Here is a 20,148-nt window from a genome sequence, read left to right on the forward strand (position 1 = left end):
TAATTGGGACTCGGTGAACGAGAATTGACCGAGGCGACAATCACCTGCCACGATCGTCCACGAATTCTGCGCGGACACGAACCGGATATGATCGAGACGTGAAAGCCGCAGTGCTCGAACTGCCGGATATGCGAGCCACCGGAATCGCGATCAGTCACGACATGCTCGAGTCGGCCAACCGCGCCGCGGAAGCTCTCGGCCGGTCCCGCCCTTTCGAGATCACCGCATTGCGCCCTGGCGATCAATTGCCCGGCGCGCTCGATCTGCTCGCTATTCCAGGAATGGGGTGCGTATCGGTGAGCGAACTGGACGCCGTTCTGGCGCGAGCGAGCGATCCGTGGTCGATGCGAATTCTGTCCGAGGCCGTGAACTCGCAGGCTCGGGTGGCCGCCTCTTGTTCGAGCGTGTTCCTGCTCGCGCGAACCGGAGCGCTCGACGGTGGCCGCGCGACGACATCCTGGTTCCTCGCAGCCGAACTCCAGGCACGGCACCCCGCGATCACCGTCGAACCCGACAAGATCTTGGTCCGGCACGGCCGCACGGTCACCGGCGGAGCATCACTCGCCCATGTCGATGTCATGCTCGCGGCGATCGAGATGCTCACCGGCTCGGACGTGGCCGATCTGTGCGCCCGCTATCAGCTCATCGACCGCCGGACCTCGCAGCGTCCCTACATGATGCTCACCGTGCTGATCGCCGACGACCCCGATCTGGTGCACGCCCACGACTGGATCGTCAGCAATCTCCGCCGATCCTTCACGACCGCCGATCTCGCCGACGCGGTGGGACTTCATACCCGCACACTCGCACGACGCCTACAGCGCGCTACCGGCCTCAGCCCGCAAGCCTTCGTCCAGTACATCCGCACGGACACCGCGTTGACGCTGATCCGATCGGGAACCACTGCGGAGGCTGCCGCCCATCGAGTCGGCTACGCCGATGCCTCTTCCCTGCGCCGAGCCATTCGCCGCCGAGAAACCGGTCGCACCAGCTGGTCGACTGCCGGGCACAGGCCGGACAGCGGGCAGGGCACGGTGTCACCCCGGGAATAGCGGCTCCAGAGGACCGAACACGTGTTTTCGCACTGACCAATGGCGCCCTCCCGGTCACGGCTGTTGCCACTTCGGGGAGGGTTCGCGACGGTGCCCGGCGCCATACGTCCGCTACTTCACGGTGATCGTGAGCGTCCGCGTCTGCGTCTTGGCGGGCAGCTTGGTGGTGTCGACCATCAGCACCTCACCCGTGTCCTGGGCGCCGTTGGCGAGGAGCTTGGCTTTCAGTCCGAACGGCGGCTGGTCGCCGGTGGCGGCCTCGATGCCGAAGTCGCTGTCGTCGGCGATGTAGAGGGTCTTGCCGCCGTCGCGGGTGGCGACGCCCTCGATCTTGTCGTGGCCGAAGAACTTGCCGTCGGCGTTCAGGCCGTCCAGCAGACCGCCGAGGTCCAGGGCAGACTTCTTGGCGACGGGGGTGACACCCGCCTTCCGCAGCGTGGCGACACCTTCGGCAGTGGGCACGGCACCGACGAGGAGTTCCAGCGGCTTGCCGTCGACCAGCAGGCCGAGTTGTGGATCATAGTGCGCGTTCTGGATTTTCGCCTGCGGGCCGACGTCGGTGGCGCCGGTGATGTCGATGGTCCACAGCTTCTTGTCGGCCTTGGGCGATTTGCCGCCGTCGCGTTCGTCGACCAGGAAGGTGGTCTCGCTCAGCGCCGTGATCTCAGAGACCGCGAGCTTCTGCTTCGGATTCTCCAGCGGATATACGAATTCCTTGACGTCCCGGGTCTTCAGATCCACGGTGACGATCCGGGTCATCGGCACCTCACGCGCCGACGCGACACCTGGCTCGTTCAGTGCACTCTGCACGATGCCGACCAATGTTCTGCCGTCCGGCGTGATGGTGAGCCCCTCCATACCCTGGTTCGGGGTGCGCAGCGAAAGCTCTTTGGGCAGACCGCGTCCCGGTGCGAGCCGCTCCAGCTCGGTGCCGTTGGCGTCGAAGTGCACGACGAACGGCCCGTACTCGTCGGACACCCAGAAGCTGCCGTCGGGCATCGCGACCAAGCCTTCGCTGTCGATGCCGTGATCGGTCGGCGGCAGGACGGTGCCGTTGAGGTCGCGGATGGTCTCGCCGGTGCCTGCGGAGGCGTCGACCAGGCCGTTGAACGGCTGGCCCGCTGAATTCTTCAGGGGAATGGTGCTTTCCAGCACCGCCTTGGTGCCGACCAACTTGAATTTCGCGATGGTGGGCGTGAAAGTCGGTATCGGCGTGAGCTTCTCGTTCTTGCCCTTGCCGTCCACGTTCGGACCGCGGTCGGTGAGACCGTAGAACTCGTCGGTCGATCCGGGCACCGGCGTGAACGCCGACCCGTATCCGCTGCCCTGCAGACTCACGCCACCGAAGTCACCGAGCGGCGGGATATCGGTGGTGAACAGCTTCACGGCGTCGGTGGTGGTCACGGTGATGCTGTCGGAACCGGTGTATCCAGCCGCAGGCGTGTACACCACCGCACCGTCGGTGCGACGGGTGATCGTGCCGTGCTGCGGATCGGCGATCCCCACCGCGGCGCTGCCGCCGGTCGCCGCCAGCAGATCATCCAGCGAGATCACCAAGGGCTGGTCCTTGGCGGCGGTGAAGCCCGCCTCCGAGTTCGACGACGAGCAAGCGGACAGAACGGCGGTCGCGCACACGGCGACCATGACGAGCGCGCTTCGGGTACTGCGGTGCATTCTCACCAGCGATGCGTACCGTCCGAGCCCGACCGCCAGTTGGCATCGAGCTGAACATGAGCCGTCGATCCCCACAATCATCCGATCAGTTTGCAGTGTTGCCAATCCTGACGAACGTGAGCACTGCGGTATCCGAGCGTCGGGCCGCGTCGCTACCGCGCTCTCGACGCTACCGACTTCGATGCCGAACAAGCCTTAGCGCTCGGTGAACGGGCACCTGCGTCCGATCGGGCGCCTGCGGCGAGGAAGATGCCGAGCAGGCCATCCGCATCGAGGTCGCCACAGCCGGGACGCGGCCCCGCCACCACCACCGCCCAGCGGGGGACCCAGCCGTGCGAGCTGTTCGGAGATCATCCCGGAAGTGTCGTGTCGTTCCCCGTATAGCTCTACGGTGGAGATATGACCGCCTTGGAGTATCAGCATGTGCTGGTCGCGCGGGACGGCGACACAGTGCGCATCACGATGAACCGGCCGGAGCGACGCAATACCCTGTCCGGCGAACATCTGGCCGAGTTGCTCGCCTCCTTCCGCGCTGCGGGCGAGACGGACGCCACCGGGATAGTGCTCGGGGCAGCCGGTCCGGTGTTCTCCGCGGGACATGATTTCGCCGATGTCGCCGCACGCGACCTGCTCGGCGTGCGGGAACTGCTCACACTGTGCACCGAGCTCATGTCGACCATCGAGTCGGTACCGCAGGTGGTGATCGCCCGCGTGCAAGGTCTGGCCACGGCTGCCGGCTGCCAACTGGTGGCCTCGTGCGATCTGGCCATCGCCGCCGAATCGGCCGGTTTCGCGCTCCCCGGTGGCAAGGGCGGCTGGTTCTGCCACACCCCCGCGGTGCCGGTAGCCCGCGCCGTCGGCCGCAAACGACTGATGGAACTCGCCCTCACCGGCGACCCGATCGATGCCCGCACCGCCGAACAGTGGGGCCTGATCAACCGAGCGGTGCCGGACGCCGAGCTCGACACCGCCGTCGACGAGTTGCTCGCCCGAGCTACCCGCGGCAGCCGCGCCAGCAAAGCACTGGGCAAACGCACCCTCTACCGCCAGCTCGACCGCCCCGAGGCAGACGCCTACGCCCTCGCCCTGGAAGTCATGGCCGCAGCCGCCCAACTTCCCGGCGCCCGCGAAGGAATGGCGGCCTTCCTGGCGAAGCGCCCACCTGTCTGGCGCGATTAGCGGCGCCGGCGTCTGCCCCTGCCCGCCGGAGACGGCTCGAATCGGCAAGAGACGCTGGATGTGACGCGTATTCGCTGCTGCCGTCAGCTTTTCATCGGATCGTGCCCCCAGTTCATCAGCGAGTATCGCCATTTGGTGTTCTCGATTTCGCCGGAGGGTCGCTGCTCGAGATGGCGGTGCGCATAGCCGATGACTTTGCGCATGTGCGCGTAATCATCGTCGGTCGGTTTCTTCTTCTCGAGGATGTCCGCGATGCGCCGCCCGCTCGCGTGCCCGGTCGACTCGCCGCCGTCTTTCGGTTTCTGCCCCACCGACTTCGACTCGTCGGTGTCGAGCCACCGGCGCAGTTCTTTCGCCGTCATGTTGACGATGTTGTCGAATTCCGTACGCGTGTCTTTGTCTTCCGTCGTCATGGCGCGGCTCCGATTTTCGATGTCAATCGTCGTGCGGACGTAGCGCGCCGGGCTTGTGCACCGCGTCACGGCCGCTCTTCGCACTGCGCACCCGATACTGCGGATCTTGTTCGGAGGCCCGTACCGTTCGGCCCGCCGCTTCGGTGTCGGACGTGATCACGTCTTCCACCTCGCCCTCGGCGGTACTGCCGTGGCTGTTCCATTCGACTTCGTCGCCTTTGCTGAACGATTGCTTTCCCATAGTCGATTCCTTCCCCATTCCCGCATCCAACGAGGTCGTGTTACCCGCAGTCCGCTCTCGAAAACTGATAGCTGAACCGGTCCTCCTGATCGCCACCCACTCTTTCTGCGGCCAGAACCTCGTGCAGGGTCGCGATGGTGCCGGTTTCGACCCGACGATCCCGTTGTCAGCATCGGCCGCGCGGTTGCGCTAGGAGGTAGTGGTCCGGCGCCAACAGCCTGAGGCGGCGGATTCCGCGACATAGTTCTCGAATGTCCGGGCCGGACGGTGAAGAGCTCGGTGCACGTCATCGGTGGGGGTCGTGCCCGGGCCGCCGTGGGGAAGCCGGGTGAGAATGTCGGTGAGTAGCCGCGCAGCCTCGGGCGAGACACCGAAGCCGATTTGCTGTTCGACGAAAGTCACGGGGTCGATGTCGACGTGGCGGATCGTGCGGCCGATGGTCGCTCCGATCATGTCCACGGCTTCGCCGAAGCTGATCGCCCTCGGGCCGGTCAGCTCGTAGGTGTTACCGCTGTGCCGGTCATCGATCAGTGCTTGCGCCGCTACTTCGGCGATGTCGTCGGCGTCGACGAACGGGGTACGACCGTCGCCGGTGGGGATATGGAGCGCGCCATTGAGAATGCCGGACAGCCAGAAACTTTCACTGAAATTCTGGGCGAACCAGTTGGGTCGCAGAATGGTCCATTCCAGCCCGCTGTCCCGGGTCGCGCGCTCGGCGGCGTGCAGGGGATGATCGGCCTGGTCGGCGGCCGGTGCGGACAGTAGTACGAGTCGCCGGACACCGGCCCCGACCGCCGCCTCGATGAATTTCGGGATACGCGCTCGACCCTCATCGGTGAATTGCAGGGCCGGTTCCACGAGATAGGCGGAGGTGGCGCCGTCGAGTACGGCCGACCAAGTCGTCGGGTCGCCCAGGTCGAACGGCATATCGCCCCCGGTGCGGGCGACCGCCCGTACCGGATGGCCCGCGGCTCGGAGGTGGCGTGCGATCCGTCGGCCGGTCTTACCGGTGCCGCCGAGAATCAGGATGTTGGTCATGGCAATCATCCAATCGAGCAGCAGCCAGACGATCCATGGGAGAAGATCCGGGATTTCTTTGTGATCGTCTAACGTGGGTCGCTGTGGACGTGCTGAGTGATCTGTTGCATCGAGCGCGAGTGGGCAATACCGAGGTGCGCCAGCTCATCCAGCGGCCGCCGTGGTCGCTGACCTTCGCCGCATCCGGACATCCAGCGCTCGCTGTCGTCGCGGTGCTCGGCGGTCCGGCGCACTTGCGGCTCGACGATGCCCACACGACAAAGGTGCCGGTGCCCGAGGGCGGTATCGCCGTGGTGAAAACGACCGGCGGATATACGGTTGCCGATAGTCCGACCACCCCGCCGCAGATTTTGATCGAGGAGGGGCGCAAAGTCGTCCTCGACCACAGCCGGGAATCGGGCGCGCTCCGGAATATGGGCCCACGCACCTACGGTGACGGTCTGCCAGGAGCCACGACAGTGCTGCGTGGCTCCTTCGTACTTCATGGCGACGTGGGCGAGCGAGTACTCGATCTGCTGCCACCCGTGGCGGTCGTACCTGCCGGATCACGGACCAGCGCCGCGTTGCATCTGCTCACCACCGAAGCCGCCCGGGACGAGCCGGGACAAGACGCCGTCCTGCATCGGTTACTCGATCTGGTGCTCGTGCTGGCGCTGCGCGCCTGGTGGGCCGCGCCCGGCGCGACGCCACCCGGCTGGTATCACGCGATGATCGACCCGCGGATCGGCCGTGCTCTCCACGCGCTCCACAACGATCCGGCCCACCGCTGGACCGTTGCCGCGTTGGCCGAGGAGGCCAACATGTCCAGAGCCTCCTTCGCCGCGCGCTTCACCGCCCTGCTCGGACGCCCGCCGCTGACCTATCTCACCGATTGGCGAATGACTCTGGCCGCGGACGCCCTGCGCGATACCGACGCCACCATCGCGACCATCGCTCATCATGTCGGATACCACGACGCCTTCGCTTTCAGCGTCGCGTTCAAACGCGCCCGCGGGGCCGGGCCCTCGGCCTGGCGGCGCCGGCAGACCATGCGTCCACCGCCAGACCGAGACAACCATTGACCGCCTTCCCCCGCTGTCCCCGGTGCACTCGCGGGGTCCGGCGGCCAGTCGGGCGAATCAGCCCGCTGCGGCGCCGAACCACCGGGGCAGGTGCTCGAGCAGATCCTGCTGGTCTGCACCGACCCAGGCCACGTGGCCGTCCGGCCGCAGCAGCACGGCGGGCACCTCCAGTTCCTCGCTGACATCGACGACGTGGTCCACCCGATCCGCCCACCCCGTTACCGAAAGCCGGCCGGTCTGGTCGAGCAGCAACCCACGCCCGCCGTGCATCAGTTCGTAGAGACGACCCCGCTTCAGCCCGACGTCCCGCATCCGCCGGCCGAGCAGGTCGTGCCCCTCGCCGAAGTCGTAGCGGACCCCGACCGCGGTGATGATCTCGGTGATATACCGGTTGACCTCCTCGAAGTCCATCAACTTCGAGAACAGCTCGCGCAGCGCGGTCGCGCCCGGATCGGTTCCCATCAGCGTAATCTGCGCGCGGGTGTTCTCCAGCACACGCGCGCCCACCGGGTGTCGTTCGGCGTGATAGGTGTCGAGCAGTCCCTCCGGCGCCCAGCCGTTCACCTCGGCGGCCAGTTTCCAGCCGAGGTTGAACGCGTCCTGGATGCCGAGGTTCATCCCTTGCCCGCCGGTCGGCGGATGGATGTGCGCAGCGTCGCCGGCCAGCAGCACCCGGTCGACCCGGTAACGCTCGGCCTGCCGCGTAGCGTCGCCGAAGCGGGACAGCGAGCGCGGGGAGTGCACCCCGAAGTCGGTGCCCGAGAACGCCTGCAGTTGCCGCTTGAACTCCTCCAGGGTCGGGGCCGCACGATCGTCCGACACGCCCTCGGCAGGCACGACGATACGGAACAGCCTTCCGTCGTCACCGGAGCGGGCGGCGCCGAACCGCTTCTGCGTTTTGTGGACTTCCTCGACGATCGCGGCCACCTTCGCCGGGTCCTCGGTCACCTCCATTTCACCGAGCAACGTCTCGACTTTGGTGGGTTCGCCGGGGAAGCCGACGCCGAGCAGTTTGCGCACCGTACTGCGGCCGCCGTCGCAGCCGACGAGGTAGCGCGAGCGTAGTTGCGTGCCGTCGGCCAACGCGACGGTCACCCCGTGCTCGTCCTGACTCAGCCCCACCACTTCGCAGCCGCGCCGGATCTCGGCGCCGACCTCGAGGGCGTGCTCGTTGAGCAGCCGTTCGGTGACGGGCTGTGGAGTGGCGAGGCCGTACGGGTGCGCCGTGTCCAACCGTTCCGGCCACGGCTTGACGATGCCGCCGAAAAGACCGCCGACTTGGAACTTTTTACTGACCGCGAGGAACCGGTCCAGCAGGCCGCGCTGGTCCATCATCTCGACACTGCGCGCGTGTAGGCCCTGCCCCCGGGACAGCGTGGACGGTTCCGTCTCCTTCTCCAGTACCAGCGTGTGCACGCCGTGCAGCCGCAACTCGCTGACCAGCATCAAGCCGGTCGGTCCGCCGCCGACAATGATCACGTCAAACATGAACCGCCCATCCGTTGGTGTCGCATCTCGGCCAGCTGGTCCGGCGGAAATCTGCGAGCGCACGTGCCTCGAGAATCGCCGATTTCCGCAGGTTCTGGCTTCGGCCGAAGATTTTGCAGCACGACCCGGGCCTTGCCGCAAGTCCCCCAGTGCGATATATGTTAAAAGGGAAGAGCAATTGGTTCTTCCCCGTCCGCGCCCGGTATGGACATCGTGGCAGCACCCATCCCCCATTCGGCCAGTGCGTTCGCTTCGGTGTGGCAGGAAGCATCAACCCACGCGTCGGGTGGCCGGTCCACGCTTCTCGACCTCAGCATGCCTCGCAGGGTCGGCGCGTCCGCCGTGTAGATGAGCCGAAGCGGAATCTGCCGACAATATTCGGTCCGCAGCTGATGTGACCCACGAATACAGGGTCGTCCCAGAGGAATTGGCGACGGTGGCGCCCGGCTATTCGACGCCGAGCGCCACCTCGGTCGACTTGATGAGGACTTTGACGCGTGTGCCTTCGGTGAGGCGCAGGTCTTCGACTGCGTCGCGGGTGATCGAGGAGGTGATCTCGTCACCCCCGGTGAGCCGGACCCGGACCACGGCCATGGCTTCGCCGCGGGTGATCGAGACGACGGCGCCGTCAAGTTGATTGCGGGTAGATAGCTGCATGCCGGTGATGGTACGCACGCCCGGCCCGGGTGGCGGGGATTGCCGACGGGGGTGTCAGTAGGCGTCGCGGACGTGACAACCGGCTACCTCACCTCTGCCCGAAACCGGGCTTGCTCGACACGACGGTGGATATGCCGTCCGCGTGCTCGAAATGTGCAGCGGGCTGCTGTCCGTGCGGCTGCCGGAAGCGGTGAGTTCCGATCAGTATCGGTCGACGGCGGGCGGCGTCAACGTCGAATCACGCAGCGGCCCGATCGTTTCCTCGAACGCCTTCTGCCACGAACCGTCGGCCACCATTTGCTCGAGCGCGTCGTTGATCTTGTTCCGGGTTTCCTGGTCGCCCTTCTTCAGGCCGATACCGTACTTCTCGGTGGTGAACGTGTTGCCGACCAGCTTCAGTTCCCCTGACGCCTGCCCCGCGAAACCGGCGAGGATGATGTCGTCGGTGGTCACCACATCGACCGAACCGCGGCGCAGAGCTTCGATGCACTGCGAGTAGGTGTCGAGCTCCACCAGCTGAACATCTTTGGCGTAGTGATCCTTGACGTATTGCGCCGGGGTGGAGCCTTTGACCGAGCAAAGTTTCTTGTTGCCGTTCAGCGACTCGACACCGGTGATATCGGTGGTCTCCTTCTTCACCAGCAGCGCCTGCCCGGCCACGAAATACGGTCCGGCGAAGTCGACTTTCTCCTTGCGCGCGTCGGTTATCGAATAAGTGGCGACGATGAAGTCCACCTCGCCGTTCATGATCATCGTCTCCCGCCGGGCCGACGGCGTCTCTTTGAAGGTGATGCCGTCGGGCCGCACACCGAGCTTGCTCGCTACGTACTTGGCGATCTCGACGTCATACCCTTGGTAGGAGCCGTCCGCTTCACGGAATCCGAGTCCTGGCTGGTCGAACTTGATGCCGATGGTCAGCTTGCCGTCCCGCACGTGATCGGCGGTGGTCGCGGGGTCGCTGCCGCCACCGCAGGCGGCGGCGACGAGGGCGACGGCGATCGCCCCGATACCGAGGCGAAGTGTTCGGGTGATCCTCATCGAATTCGGCTCCTTCTCACGGTGAGCTGCCGGTCCGGGGGCCGACGACACGTCATCTTTCCCGGAACATCGATCGCCCGGCTCGACTGTCCCTCCCGCCAGTGGAAAGTTCGGGGATGTGGCCGCACGCGCCGGAAGTGCACGGCGTCGTTCAGGCAGACGACGCGGCCCCGACGACCGTTATCGGCACTTCCGGGCTTTCACGAGACGGTTGGAAGTTGTCGCGCCACAGACGTACAAGCGACCACGCGGTTGCCCAGAGCAGCAGGCCGTTGCGCACTGCCAGGACCACTACTCCCGGTCCGCTTCCGGTGGCGACCCGGTCGTAGAGGAACGGGAACTCCACCTGACTCGCCAGTGCCGTCGCGAGTACCAGCACCAGCACAGGCCGCTGCGTGGTGCGCGGGTCGAGCGCGCAGACCGCGGCGACCCCGACCGCCCACACCAAGTACTGCGGGCTGAGCACCCGACTGGCCGCCAAGGCGAGCAGCACCGCCGCCAATGCCAGATCCGTCGCCGGAGGACGCACGCGCCACCAGGTGATCAGCAACACCGCGCCGCCGATGATCATGACGGCCACGCATCCCCTGGCCACGGCGGACACCGCAGGGCCGGACAGCTCCTCCGCCCCATAACGATGCACGATGGTCCAGCCGCCGTTCATCAGCCGAGCAACCAACAACGGTGTGGCAGCGACGGATTCGATCTGCAATCCCCGCTTCGACTGAAACTCCAGAAACGACCACGCGCCCGGACCCAACGCGGTCAATCCCGCCATCGCAACCAGACCGGCGCAGGCCGCCGCCGCGCTCATGCGCCACAGCGTCCGTCGGCGCAGCCCGAGCACGACCACCACCGGCCACAGTTTCAGCAACACACCCGCGGCGGCGGCCACGCCTGCCGCCGCCGGTCGGCGCGCTGACCACAACAGTGCCGCGATCGCGGTCGCGGCTACGATCAAATCGAATCGGCCGTAACAGACCCGGCCAAGCAAGGCCACTCCGAGCGTCCAAATCCACGGCCCGGCCTGCGCTGTCCGCAGCCCGTCAGCCCGCGCCGCCCTGATCAACAAGCTGAGCACACCGGCGTCCGCTGCCGCGACCAGCGCGAAGAACAACCAGTTGTAGCCCAACCCACCGCCGATCAGCCAGGGCACCACCAGCAACGCACCCGCCCCGGGCGGGTACTGCCAGCGTTCGTCGTCCAACGGGAAAGCGTTCTCGTGCACGATATGTTCGGCCCACGCGCCGTACAGGGTCAAGTCCGCCGCCGAGGCATCCCAGACGCTGTGCGGCAACGCCGTCACACCGGTGAACACCACCATCAGTAATCGAGTAACCACCCAAACGACCCACAACCTCGACACCGACGACAGCTCGCGCACAAGGTCGCAGCCTAACCGTCCTGCGCAATGAGCAAGGCGCCCACGGGTATTCGCAGACGACGATGGTCTTACATTCCGGTTCGTGCGGTGATGCGGCCTTCCTGGATCGCGCGCTCGAGTTCGGCATGGTCGCGCGCGTTCTGGTCGGCGTAGGTCTCGGCGTATTCCGCCATGGCATGGTCGAACTCGTCTGTCGTGCCGAGGTACGAAGCGATCGCTATCCGGTCGCCCGCGCGGGCGTGTGCGTAAGCCAGCACCCGCCCGCACAGTCGGCCGTAGAGTCGCAGTCCCTTGGGACCCATGGTCTCGATCACCGCCGAGCCCTTGCCGTCGCGTAGCTGCCGGAAGTAGAAGTCTCGCTGCTCGCCGTCGATGTCGGGACCGTGTTGCCAGCCCAGCAGGATGTCGCTCGCCGCCTGCATCAGCCGCTGCCCACGCACTACCCGCTCCCCCTGGTTCGGATACGACGGGCCCGCCAGATACCGTGCCAATACCGACGGTTGGGCCTCTTTCGCCTGCAGAAACAACGGATCCCCGTCGACTCCCAGCATCAGGACGATCCAAGCGCGGGTGCCCACGCTCCCCACGCCGACCACCTTGCGCGCGGCTTGCGCGAACTCGAATTGGTCCAGCAGCGCGCGGCGATTGTCCTGCAGAGTCGCACGGTAATCGCTGAGACGTTGGCGTAGTTCGCGATACAGCTGCTCGGCGTCGACATCGGCGAAGAGTTCCTCGAGCGGGACGAGTAGGGGCGGATCGCTGATGATCCGCGGCCTGCCGTCGACACGGGTGGTCAGCTTCGCCAGGGCGTGGTGGCTGTCGTGCGTCCGCGACTTCGCGAGCGCCTTGCGCACCCGCTCCTGGGTCGAGGTGTCCAGCTCGTCGCGCAATTCGGGCAATTCGGCCGTGGGATCGATGCGCGAGTACCACACGGCTGTGGTGCTCCGCTCGGCTTGGTCCCGCATCGTGGTCCGGTATTCCGCCGCACACGCTAGCGTGACTTTCAGCCGCTGTTTGGCGGAGAAGCCGTTCTCTCCGGCGGCGACCGCCAGGCTGGTGACGAGCCGTTTGACATCCCATTCGAACGGACCGGGGTATGTCTCGTCGAAATCGTTGATGTCGAAGGCCAGGCGGCGTTCGGGTGTCGCGAAGATTCCGAAATTGCTCAGGTGGGCATCACCGCACAGTTGAGTGTGCAGCCCCGTCGTGGGCGCTCGGGACAGATCGTCCGCCATGACCAGGGCCGCGCCGCGATAAAAGGCGAACGGTGAGTTCGCCATGCGGCCGTACCGCACTGGAACCAGTTCCGGAATCCTGGATCGAGCCTGCCGATCGAGCAGGTCGACCGGGTCCCTGCCGGTGGCGTCGTGTTCGGCGAGAGCGGCGAAAGGGGTAGTCCGCCGAGCGGATTCACCCTGCTCGGCACGTTCGGCGCGGGTGGCGATCCGATCGTTCACCGCGGCCGTCCGGTGGGTCACGGTGCGACCGGCTCGAACGGGCGCGTTTCATCGTGACCGAGGCGGACGACGCCTGCCGACGATTCCTGGACTTCGTTCCACGCTCCCGGCAGGTCACGCAGCGGCTCGGAGACCACGAACCGGGCCTCCTCCCCCAGCGCGCGGAGAGCTTTCACCTCCGGATGCAGGGCGCGCACTTTCGCGACATCGTTGGAATAGAACAGCGATCGCGTCTGCCGCTCGGTGGAATACCGGAAGAACCACATGGATTCGCCGTCGGTGGTCGCGACGGTCATCTGTACCGGAGCCTCGACCTCGTGCGCCCGGCCGACGTCTTCTACGAGGCCGACCGCGCGGGCGACCGCCTCGAACGGGTCGTGGACGAGCCCGAAGGTCAGGGCAAGGAAGAAGAGCAACTCGGAATCGGTAGATCCCTCGATGTCGGCGAACAGGAGCGGATCGACCGCCGTCATCAGATCACGCTTGCACTGGCGGAACCCGCGCAGCGCTCCGTTGTGCATCCACAACCAGTGCCCGTGCCGGAACGGGTGACAGTTGCTGCGCTGCACCGAGGTCCCGGTCGACGCGCGCACGTGCGCGAAGAACAGCGACGTGCGCACCGCGCCCGCGATCTCCCGCAAGTTGCGGTCGTTCCATGCCGGTTCGGTGTTCTTGAACACCGAAGGTCGCGGGCCATCGCCGTACCAGCCGATCCCGAAGCCGTCACCGTTCGTGGTCGTCGCACCCAGTTGGGAGTGCAAGCTCTGGTCGATCAACGAATGCGTCGGCCGGAACAAAAGGTCCTCGGCCCGGATCGGCTCCCCTGAATAAGCCATCCACCTGCACATATATCGATTGAAGCAGAGCAGGCGTGGTTCGGCCACAGCATCCGCGCGATCAGTGGGTCATGATCACCTTGACCACCACGACGGTGGTGGCCGCAACCGCCAGCAGCAGGGCCTCGAGCAAGGTCGAACGCCGGGGACGCGCACCGTTGAGCCGCTCGATGACGAACACGATTCCGCCGATCCGGATCAGCATGACCACCTCCGCGAGCAGCTGCGCAGTGCGCGGTTCGAGCCATCCGAGACCGGCGATGCCGAGGATCACGCAAGGTAGCACCGCCGAGCTGAGGATCGGCACGGAGTCCCGCATGTCCATCCAGCGCTCCCGAGCGGAGATCGGACGGTTCTGCTGGACGCTCTGGCCGACCCCTTCGGCGAAAGAGTGTGCGATGAACGTCGAGAAAGCCGTCCCCAGGACGATCAAGATGCCGACGTGTTCGGCGGAGGTCGTCACCGGTATCAGCGCCGCGAGTATCAGCACGTTCCCGTAGACGTAGGCGCTGATCCGGCTGGCCGCATTGCGGCGGTCCAGTGGAGCGCTCCGGGAGAACAGCGGTCCGTGTAGGAGTGCATGTCTGCTGGCTTCCATCGACCTCTCACCGAGTTCGTCGCCGGGCCATCCGTCTTTCCGAGTCGTGCCGAGCCCGCGGCAAGGCCTACTAAATAGTAGCCAGAAGATCGCTGGGGATTATGCTGAACACCGGCGCGCGGCGACGTATGCGGGCTCTGTTGTTCCAGGTTTTCGGTATGTCCCATTCGGATCGGGCAAGACGCCCCGTCAGATCGATGCATAGCTCCATGCATCGCCGATGAGAGAGGTGACCGGCAAATGTCAGCAACCAATGAGCATTCCGCCAAGCAGGCGGTCGCGGCCACGACTTCGATCGGCGCCGCGGTCCTGCTGTTGGCCGCTGGGCTCCTGTCTATCTTCCAAGGCATCTCCGCGATCGCCAAGGACGATCTTCTGGTCTCCGGTACGAATTACACCTATCAGTTCAGTACCACCACGTGGGGCTGGATCCATCTCGTTCTCGGCATCTTGGTGGTGATCGCGGCGGTCGGGCTGATCGCCGGCGCTATGTGGGCGAGGGTCACAGCGGTGTTCCTCGCCGCGCTGTCGATCCTGGCCAACTTCCTGTGGCTGCCGTACTACCCGTGGTGGTCGACCATCGTCATCGCCTTGGACGTCGTCGTGATCTGGGCGGTCACGACCTGGGAGCCGAGCCGCATGTGACCGGCAGCGGCCGCGGTGCCGGTCCGGGTCAGGTGTCGCGCGACGCCACGGGCGGCGCCGACACCGTGCGGCGGGGCAACAGCGCCGCGGCGAGCAGTCCGCCGAGGCCGATCGCGGCGAGAACGCTCATCGCGGCGGCGTAGGCATGCCCGCCCGGATTGGCGACCAGGATGGTCCCGGCTACCGCGGTACCGAGCGAGGAGCCGAGGTTGGACACGCTGCGCGACAACCCCGAGATCTCGCCTTGCAGTTCCTCACCGAAGCTGGATTGCACCACGTTGACCGACGGGGTGAGCATCACGCCGAGGCCGAGCCCGATCAACAACAGTCCGGGGGCGAACGCCCACGGGTTCAGCGCGCTGCCCGCCAATGCCAGCAGCACCACCACGCCGATGATGGTCACCAGGAAACCACCCATGATGAGGGTGCGCGCGGCGCGGCGCCGCGCCAGTCGTCCGGCCGACAGTGACGAGACCAGCAGGCCGATGGTGGCGGCGGTGAAGATGACGCCGGTCTCAATGGCGTTGTATCCGCGCACAACCTGCAGGTACGCCGAGACGACGAACGAGGTGCCCATCAACAGCAACCACTGGACGTTCTGGGTGACCAGGCCGAGGTTGGACGTGCGGTTGCGGAACAAGCCGGTCGACAGCAGCGGCTCATGCCCGGCGCGCTCCTTGTTGCGGCAAGAGACGAAGAACCAGGCGAGGAACATCGCACCGAGTGCCAGCAGCGCCAGCATCAACCAGAGATTGTCGTCGGCGGCCAGAATGCCCATGACGAACAGGATCAGGCCGACCGCCGACAGAATCGCGCCCCCGAGATCGAAAGGCCGCGTGGGGTCCGCGGGCAGCGGGTCGGTAATGCGGCGGCTGAGCAGGATGATCGCCACGATGACGAGAGCCTGGAAGCCGAAGGCGGCGCGCCAGCTCAGCCCGGAGGTGATGAGTCCGCCGATCAACGGTCCGGCCGCGGCGCCGATGCCGCCCATGGCCATGATGGCGCCGAAGGCCCGTGCGCGAGACGTCGTCTCGGTGAACAGCAGGGTGCTGAGGATATAGACCGGTGGGATCAGCAGCGCGGTGCCGACACCTTCGAGGATCGAATTGCCCAGGATCAGCACACCGAGCGCCGGTGCGAGAGCGCTGAGCACGGCACCGACGCCGTAGACGGCCAAGCCGACGACGAAACATCGCTTGCGACCGTATCGGTCGGTGAGCTTTCCGCCGGGGATCATCAGCGCGGCCATCACCAGCAGGAAGATCGTGATCGTCACCTGCACCCCGTGCACGGTGGTGTTCAGGTCGGCGCTGATGTCGGTGATCATCACGTTCATGTTCGAACCGGCGAAGCTACAGATGAACTGCGCCAGCGCGAGGGGAAGCAGCACCCCACGCGGTCTGGACCCGGTCGTCTCCGCCATCCGCGCGCCCCGGGTCAGGAACCGTCCGGCCGAGCTTCGGCTCGGTCGAGCTGTTCATCCAGCGCCATCGCCGCGGCGACCAAGGCCAGGTGCGTGAACGCCTGTGGGAAGTTGCCCAATTGCTCGCCGGACGGGCCGATCTCCTCGGCGAAGAGACCGACGTGATTGGCGTAGGTGAGCATCTTGTCGAACGCGTAGCGGGCTTGGGTCAATCGCCCAGCACGGGCCAGCGCCTCCACATATAGGAAACTGCACAGATTGAACGTGCCCTCGACGCCGCGTAAGCCGTCCGGGGAGGCTTCGGGGTCGTAACGGTAGACCAGGCTGTCGCTGACCAATTCCTCGTCCATCGCGTCGAGCGTGCTCAGCCACGCCGGATCCTGCGAGGACAGGAAGCCCATCCGCGGCATGAGCAGCAGCGACGCATCCAGCACCTCGGTGGCGTAGTGCTGCACGAACGCCTGCCGCTTCGAGCTCCAGCCGCGCTCGATGATCTGGTTGAACACGGCGTCCCGTTCCCGTGTCCAGCGCGCGACGTCCGCGGGCCGAGAGTGTTCGATCGCCAGCCGTACACCGCGATCGAACGCGACCCAGGTCATGAGACGGCTGTAGGTGAATTCCTGTTGACCACCACGAGTTTCCCAAATCCCCTCGTCGCGCCGGTCCCAGTTCTCGGTGAGCCAGTCGATCAGGTTCGCGATCGCCCGCCAGCCCGAGATTCCGCCGATATCGGACATCTGCGCCAGCGCGTCGGCCGCCTCACCGTAGATGTCGAGCTGGATCTGATCGGCCGCCGCGTTACCGACTCGCACCGGCGCCGATCCGCGGTAACCCTCCAGATGAGAGAGAATCTCCTCTTCCAGTCGAGGATCGCCATCGATGCGATACATGATCTGCAACGGCTCACCAGAAGTGGTGTCACCGGCTTCCAGCCGCTCGCGCAACCAGCGCCGGAAGGCATACGCCTCTTCGGCGAAACCCAAATCGTTCAGCGCCCGCACCGACAGGGACGCATCCCGGATCCAGGTATAGCGGTAATCCCAGTTGCGTTCGCCGCCCACCTGCTCGGGCAGCCCCATGGTTGCCGCGGCGATCGGCGCCCCGGTGGGCGCATACGTCAGCAGCTTCAGCGTGATCGCCGAACGATTGACCATGTCCCGCCAGCGACCCCGATACGTGGACGATCGTAACCACGTCTGCCAGAACGCGCGGCACGCGTCCAACTCCGCGAGCACAGCCTGCCGCTCCGGGGGCGCCGGTGCGGCGCCCCCGCTGTCCGTGCTCGTCAACACGAGCACCGCCGTCTCCCCTGCCGAAAGGGTGAAGCGCGCGGACACATCATCCCCTTCGGCGCGCAACGCCACCGGGTCGGTTGCCTGCAGGCGCAGATCGGTGCCCGGCCCGCGAAAGGTCACCGACCGGTGATCGTGCACTGTGAGGGTGTGGGCGGCGCGCGCATAGTCGAACCGTGGTCGGCAGCTGAGCGCGAACGGCAGAGTGCCCCGCACCACCCGCGCAATCCGCACCAGCCGATGCCGGTCGATCGGGGCGCGATCGCGGATCGGCTCCATGAAATCGATGACTTCGCCGACCCCGCTCTCGGCCATGAACCGGGTGACCAGCACGGCCGTGTCCGACAGGTACAGCTGACGAATCGTCACCTCCGCCTCGGCCAGATCGGCGGACAACTGACAGCTACCACCACGCTCGCTGTCGAGCAGTGCGGCGAAGACGCTCGGCGAGTCGAATCGCGGAGTACACCACCAGTTGATGGTGCCCACCGAGGACACCAACGCCACGGTCTGTAGATCACCGACAATGCCGTGCTCCGCGATCGGTGGATACGCGTTCATGGCAATCCTCCAGTGGCATCGACCGAACGGACAACTCAGCCCAGCGCAACCGATCGCCGCATCCCTCATTCGAGAGATGCGACCCTCACAGTGTGCTCCATGCCGACCGAAAAAGTGAACAGCTTATACATAGCAAATCTGAAACAGGCGACTACGACGTATCGCCCCGACCTACCCGCGCCTGTCGCTCAGCTCGCTTCCGACTGGACAGCCGCAGCGGAGACCATCGGCTTGCAATTGGCCGCAGCGCATCTCGGCGGCTCGACCGACGACACGGCGGCTGGACGCGGCCACTGGATCATGCCGGGTAGGAACGAGTTTCGGTGGCCTTCACCGCAGCCCACAGCCGCTGGCCCGGACGCAGTCGCAGCTCGGCGACGGTGGCCGGTGTGATGTCGGCGAGCACGGGCGGCGCGCCGTCGAGACGAATCCGGGTGATGTGCGCGTGTTGCTCGATGCCGGTGATCGTGACCGGCCAGCTGTTGCGGGGGCTGCCGACGGGTTGTTCCGGATGCAGGCCGACCGCGTTCGGGCCGAAGGCCACATGGACTCGCCCCTCCGCGGGTTCGGCGATGGTGAGGCTGCCGCCACCGTCCAGGTCGACAGTCGTGCCGCGAGCCGTGCCGCGGTAGAGGTTGAGGCCCATCAAAGTCGCCACGTAGTCCGAGCGTGGTCTCGCCGCGACCTGCGCGGGCGGTCCTTGCTGGACGATCTTGCCGTCTTCGAGGATGATCAGCCGGTCGGCGAGGACCATGGCGTCGAGGGGGTCGTGGGTGACCAGAACGGTGTGGCCGGGGTAGTCGCGCAGATGGTGGGCGAGGTCCGAGCGCACTTGGACCCTGGTGCCGGCGTCGAGTGCCGCGAGTGGCTCGTCGAGCAGCAACAGCTGCGGTTCGGTGGCCAGCGCGCGGGCCAAGGCGACCCGTTGCGCCTGTCCTCCGGACAGTGCCCGGGGTTTGCGAAGTGCGTAATCGGCCAGTCCGACCCGCGCGAGCCATTCGGTGGCCCGCTCCCGCGCGACGGCACGCCGACATCCGCGGGCGCGCAGCCCGAATGCGACGTTCTCCAGTGCCGACAAATGCCCGAACAACAGGTAGTCCTGGAACACGACGCCTACCTGTCGGCGTTCGGCGGGCACGAACGCCGACGGTGGCGCGTCCCAGGTGGTTCCGTCCAGCCGGATGTGCCCGCCGGTTAGCGCGATCAGCCCCGACAGGGCTCGCAGGGCAGTGGTCTTGCCCGCCCCGTTCGGTCCCAGCAGAGCGGTCACCTCGCCCGGTGCGGCGGCGAGAGGCAGTTCGAGCGCGAAATGCCCTCGGTCGATCCGCAGGTCGGCCTCCAAGCTCATATCGCTCCCCGGATCCACCGTTCGCGCAACGCGACCAACACGGTGACCGAGACGGCCAGCAGAACGAGGCTGAGCACGATCGCGGCGTCCGGATCGGTCTCCAGCGCGAGATAGACCGCCAGCGGCATAGTGGTGGTGCGGCCAGGGAAGTTACCGGCGAAGGTGATGGTGGCGCCGAACTCACCGAGCGCACGGGCCCAGCACAGCACCGCGCCCGCGACCACTCCGGGCAACACCGACGGCAGGGTCACCCGGCGGAAGGTGTACCAGCGGGTGGCGCCGAGCGTGGCGGCCGCCTCCTCGAAGCGAGGATCGGCCGCCCGCAGCGCTCCTTCGACGGAGATCACCAGGAAAGGCATGGCCACGAATGCCTCGGCCACGATCACCCCGGCGGTGGTGAACGGCAGTGCGACACCGAACCATTCGTAGAGATACCGCCCGATCAGCCCGCGCCGTCCCAGCACCAGCAGCAGTGCGACACCGCCGACCACCGGCGGCAGCACGAGCGGCACGGTGACCAAGGCCCGGATCAGCCCGCGCCCCGGCAGTTCGGCGCGCGCCAGCACCCAGGCCAGCGGGATGCCGAGGACCAAGCAGATCGCCGTGGCCGCGGTCGCGCACACCAGCGAAAGCCGCAGTGCCTGGCCGACTTCGACGCTGAACAGCCGATCCGGCATGGTCGCCCACGGCGCTCGCGCCAGCAACCCGATGAGCGGTAGGACGAGGAACGCCAGCCCGCAGCCTGCGGGCAGCATCAGCGCGA

19 protein-coding genes are annotated in these 20,148 nt (G+C 66.4%); 4 read left to right on the forward strand and 15 right to left on the reverse strand.

The annotated features are described in order from the left end of the window. Window positions 1-98: 98 nt before the first annotated feature. Window positions 99-1,052 carry a helix-turn-helix domain-containing protein gene (locus tag ABZW96_RS12050; protein ID WP_355073870.1) on the forward strand — a complete coding sequence of 318 codons (954 nt, stop codon included), beginning with the start codon at window positions 99-101 and terminating at the stop codon, window positions 1,050-1,052. Between the two features lie 111 nt (window positions 1,053-1,163). On the opposite strand, the gene ABZW96_RS12055 is transcribed toward ABZW96_RS12050, so the two are convergent. Next, on the reverse strand, window positions 1,164-2,726 hold the full coding sequence (locus tag ABZW96_RS12055; RefSeq protein ID WP_355074423.1) for an esterase-like activity of phytase family protein: 1,563 nt from the start codon (window positions 2,724-2,726) through the stop codon (window positions 1,164-1,166). Between the two features lie 399 nt (window positions 2,727-3,125). On the opposite strand from ABZW96_RS12055, the gene ABZW96_RS12060 reads away from it, so the two are divergent. After that, a complete protein-coding gene (locus ABZW96_RS12060) occupies window positions 3,126-3,905 on the forward strand; it encodes an enoyl-CoA hydratase-related protein (protein ID WP_355073872.1) in 780 nt (259 codons plus the stop codon). An 83-nt stretch (window positions 3,906-3,988) separates the two neighbouring features. On the opposite strand, the gene ABZW96_RS12065 is transcribed toward ABZW96_RS12060, so the two are convergent. The 3 genes from ABZW96_RS12065 to ABZW96_RS12075 all read right to left on the reverse strand — a co-directional run bounded on the left by ABZW96_RS12065 (window position 3,989) and on the right by ABZW96_RS12075 (window position 5,597). Continuing rightward, window positions 3,989-4,318 (reverse strand): DUF3140 domain-containing protein, encoded by a 330-nt coding sequence (locus ABZW96_RS12065; RefSeq protein WP_355073873.1) that lies wholly within the window; start codon window positions 4,316-4,318, stop codon window positions 3,989-3,991. Between the two features lie 22 nt (window positions 4,319-4,340). After that, complete coding sequence (locus tag ABZW96_RS12070; RefSeq protein ID WP_355073875.1) at window positions 4,341-4,559, reverse strand: DUF2945 domain-containing protein; 219 nt, start codon at window positions 4,557-4,559, stop codon at window positions 4,341-4,343. Window positions 4,560-4,748: 189 nt separating this feature from the next. Further along, window positions 4,749-5,597, reverse strand: a complete 849-nt coding sequence (locus ABZW96_RS12075; RefSeq protein WP_355073877.1) for an NAD(P)H-binding protein — start codon at window positions 5,595-5,597, stop codon at window positions 4,749-4,751. An 83-nt stretch (window positions 5,598-5,680) separates the two neighbouring features. Here ABZW96_RS12075 and ABZW96_RS12080 point away from each other — a divergent pair, with 83 nt between their 5' ends. Next, window positions 5,681-6,658 carry an AraC family transcriptional regulator gene (locus ABZW96_RS12080; protein WP_355073879.1) on the forward strand — a complete coding sequence of 326 codons (978 nt, stop codon included), beginning with the start codon at window positions 5,681-5,683 and terminating at the stop codon, window positions 6,656-6,658. A 57-nt stretch (window positions 6,659-6,715) separates the two neighbouring features. Here ABZW96_RS12080 and rox read toward each other — a convergent pair whose 3' ends face one another. From rox to ABZW96_RS12115, 7 genes are all read right to left on the reverse strand, one after another. Beyond that, a complete protein-coding gene (gene rox, locus ABZW96_RS12085) occupies window positions 6,716-8,146 on the reverse strand; it encodes a rifampin monooxygenase (RefSeq protein WP_355073880.1) in 1,431 nt (476 codons plus the stop codon). A 447-nt stretch (window positions 8,147-8,593) separates the two neighbouring features. Next, window positions 8,594-8,803 carry a TOBE domain-containing protein gene (locus tag ABZW96_RS12090; protein WP_355073881.1) on the reverse strand — a complete coding sequence of 70 codons (210 nt, stop codon included), beginning with the start codon at window positions 8,801-8,803 and terminating at the stop codon, window positions 8,594-8,596. A gap of 201 nt (window positions 8,804-9,004) precedes the next feature. Beyond that, window positions 9,005-9,841 carry a glutamate ABC transporter substrate-binding protein gene (locus tag ABZW96_RS12095; protein ID WP_355073883.1) on the reverse strand — a complete coding sequence of 279 codons (837 nt, stop codon included), beginning with the start codon at window positions 9,839-9,841 and terminating at the stop codon, window positions 9,005-9,007. Window positions 9,842-9,992: 151 nt separating this feature from the next. Continuing rightward, window positions 9,993-11,183: a glycosyltransferase family 87 protein gene (locus ABZW96_RS12100; RefSeq protein WP_355073884.1), complete on the reverse strand. Its 1,191-nt coding sequence runs from the start codon at window positions 11,181-11,183 to the stop codon at window positions 9,993-9,995. Window positions 11,184-11,293: 110 nt separating this feature from the next. Further along, window positions 11,294-12,703: a DUF2252 domain-containing protein gene (locus ABZW96_RS12105; RefSeq protein WP_355073886.1), complete on the reverse strand. Its 1,410-nt coding sequence runs from the start codon at window positions 12,701-12,703 to the stop codon at window positions 11,294-11,296. Beyond that, entirely contained in the window at window positions 12,700-13,518 is an 819-nt protein-coding gene (locus ABZW96_RS12110) for a class II glutamine amidotransferase (protein ID WP_355073888.1), read from the reverse strand. The genes ABZW96_RS12105 and ABZW96_RS12110 overlap by 4 nt, the downstream gene beginning before the upstream one ends. Window positions 13,519-13,579: 61 nt before the next feature. After that, window positions 13,580-14,116 carry a hypothetical protein gene (locus ABZW96_RS12115; protein WP_355073889.1) on the reverse strand — a complete coding sequence of 179 codons (537 nt, stop codon included), beginning with the start codon at window positions 14,114-14,116 and terminating at the stop codon, window positions 13,580-13,582. Window positions 14,117-14,356: 240 nt separating this feature from the next. Here ABZW96_RS12115 and ABZW96_RS12120 point away from each other — a divergent pair, with 240 nt between their 5' ends. Next, a complete protein-coding gene (locus ABZW96_RS12120) occupies window positions 14,357-14,761 on the forward strand; it encodes a hypothetical protein (protein ID WP_355073891.1) in 405 nt (134 codons plus the stop codon). A gap of 28 nt (window positions 14,762-14,789) precedes the next feature. On the opposite strand, the gene ABZW96_RS12125 is transcribed toward ABZW96_RS12120, so the two are convergent. From ABZW96_RS12125 to modB, 4 genes are all read right to left on the reverse strand, one after another. After that, window positions 14,790-16,184 (reverse strand): MFS transporter, encoded by a 1,395-nt coding sequence (locus ABZW96_RS12125; RefSeq protein WP_355073892.1) that lies wholly within the window; start codon window positions 16,182-16,184, stop codon window positions 14,790-14,792. Between the two features lie 14 nt (window positions 16,185-16,198). Then, on the reverse strand, window positions 16,199-18,106 hold the full coding sequence (locus ABZW96_RS12130) for a glycoside hydrolase family 15 protein (RefSeq protein WP_355073894.1): 1,908 nt from the start codon (window positions 18,104-18,106) through the stop codon (window positions 16,199-16,201). A 229-nt stretch (window positions 18,107-18,335) separates the two neighbouring features. Continuing rightward, entirely contained in the window at window positions 18,336-19,385 is a 1,050-nt protein-coding gene (locus ABZW96_RS12135) for an ABC transporter ATP-binding protein (RefSeq protein WP_355073895.1), read from the reverse strand. Further along, entirely contained in the window at window positions 19,382-20,140 is a 759-nt protein-coding gene (gene modB, locus ABZW96_RS12140) for a molybdate ABC transporter permease subunit (RefSeq protein ID WP_355074425.1), read from the reverse strand. The genes ABZW96_RS12135 and modB overlap by 4 nt, the downstream gene beginning before the upstream one ends. Window positions 20,141-20,148: the final 8 nt, after the last annotated feature.

The organism is Nocardia sp. NPDC004168, from assembly GCF_040610355.1.
GTDB classification, from domain to species: domain Bacteria; phylum Actinomycetota; class Actinomycetes; order Mycobacteriales; family Mycobacteriaceae; genus Nocardia; species Nocardia sichangensis.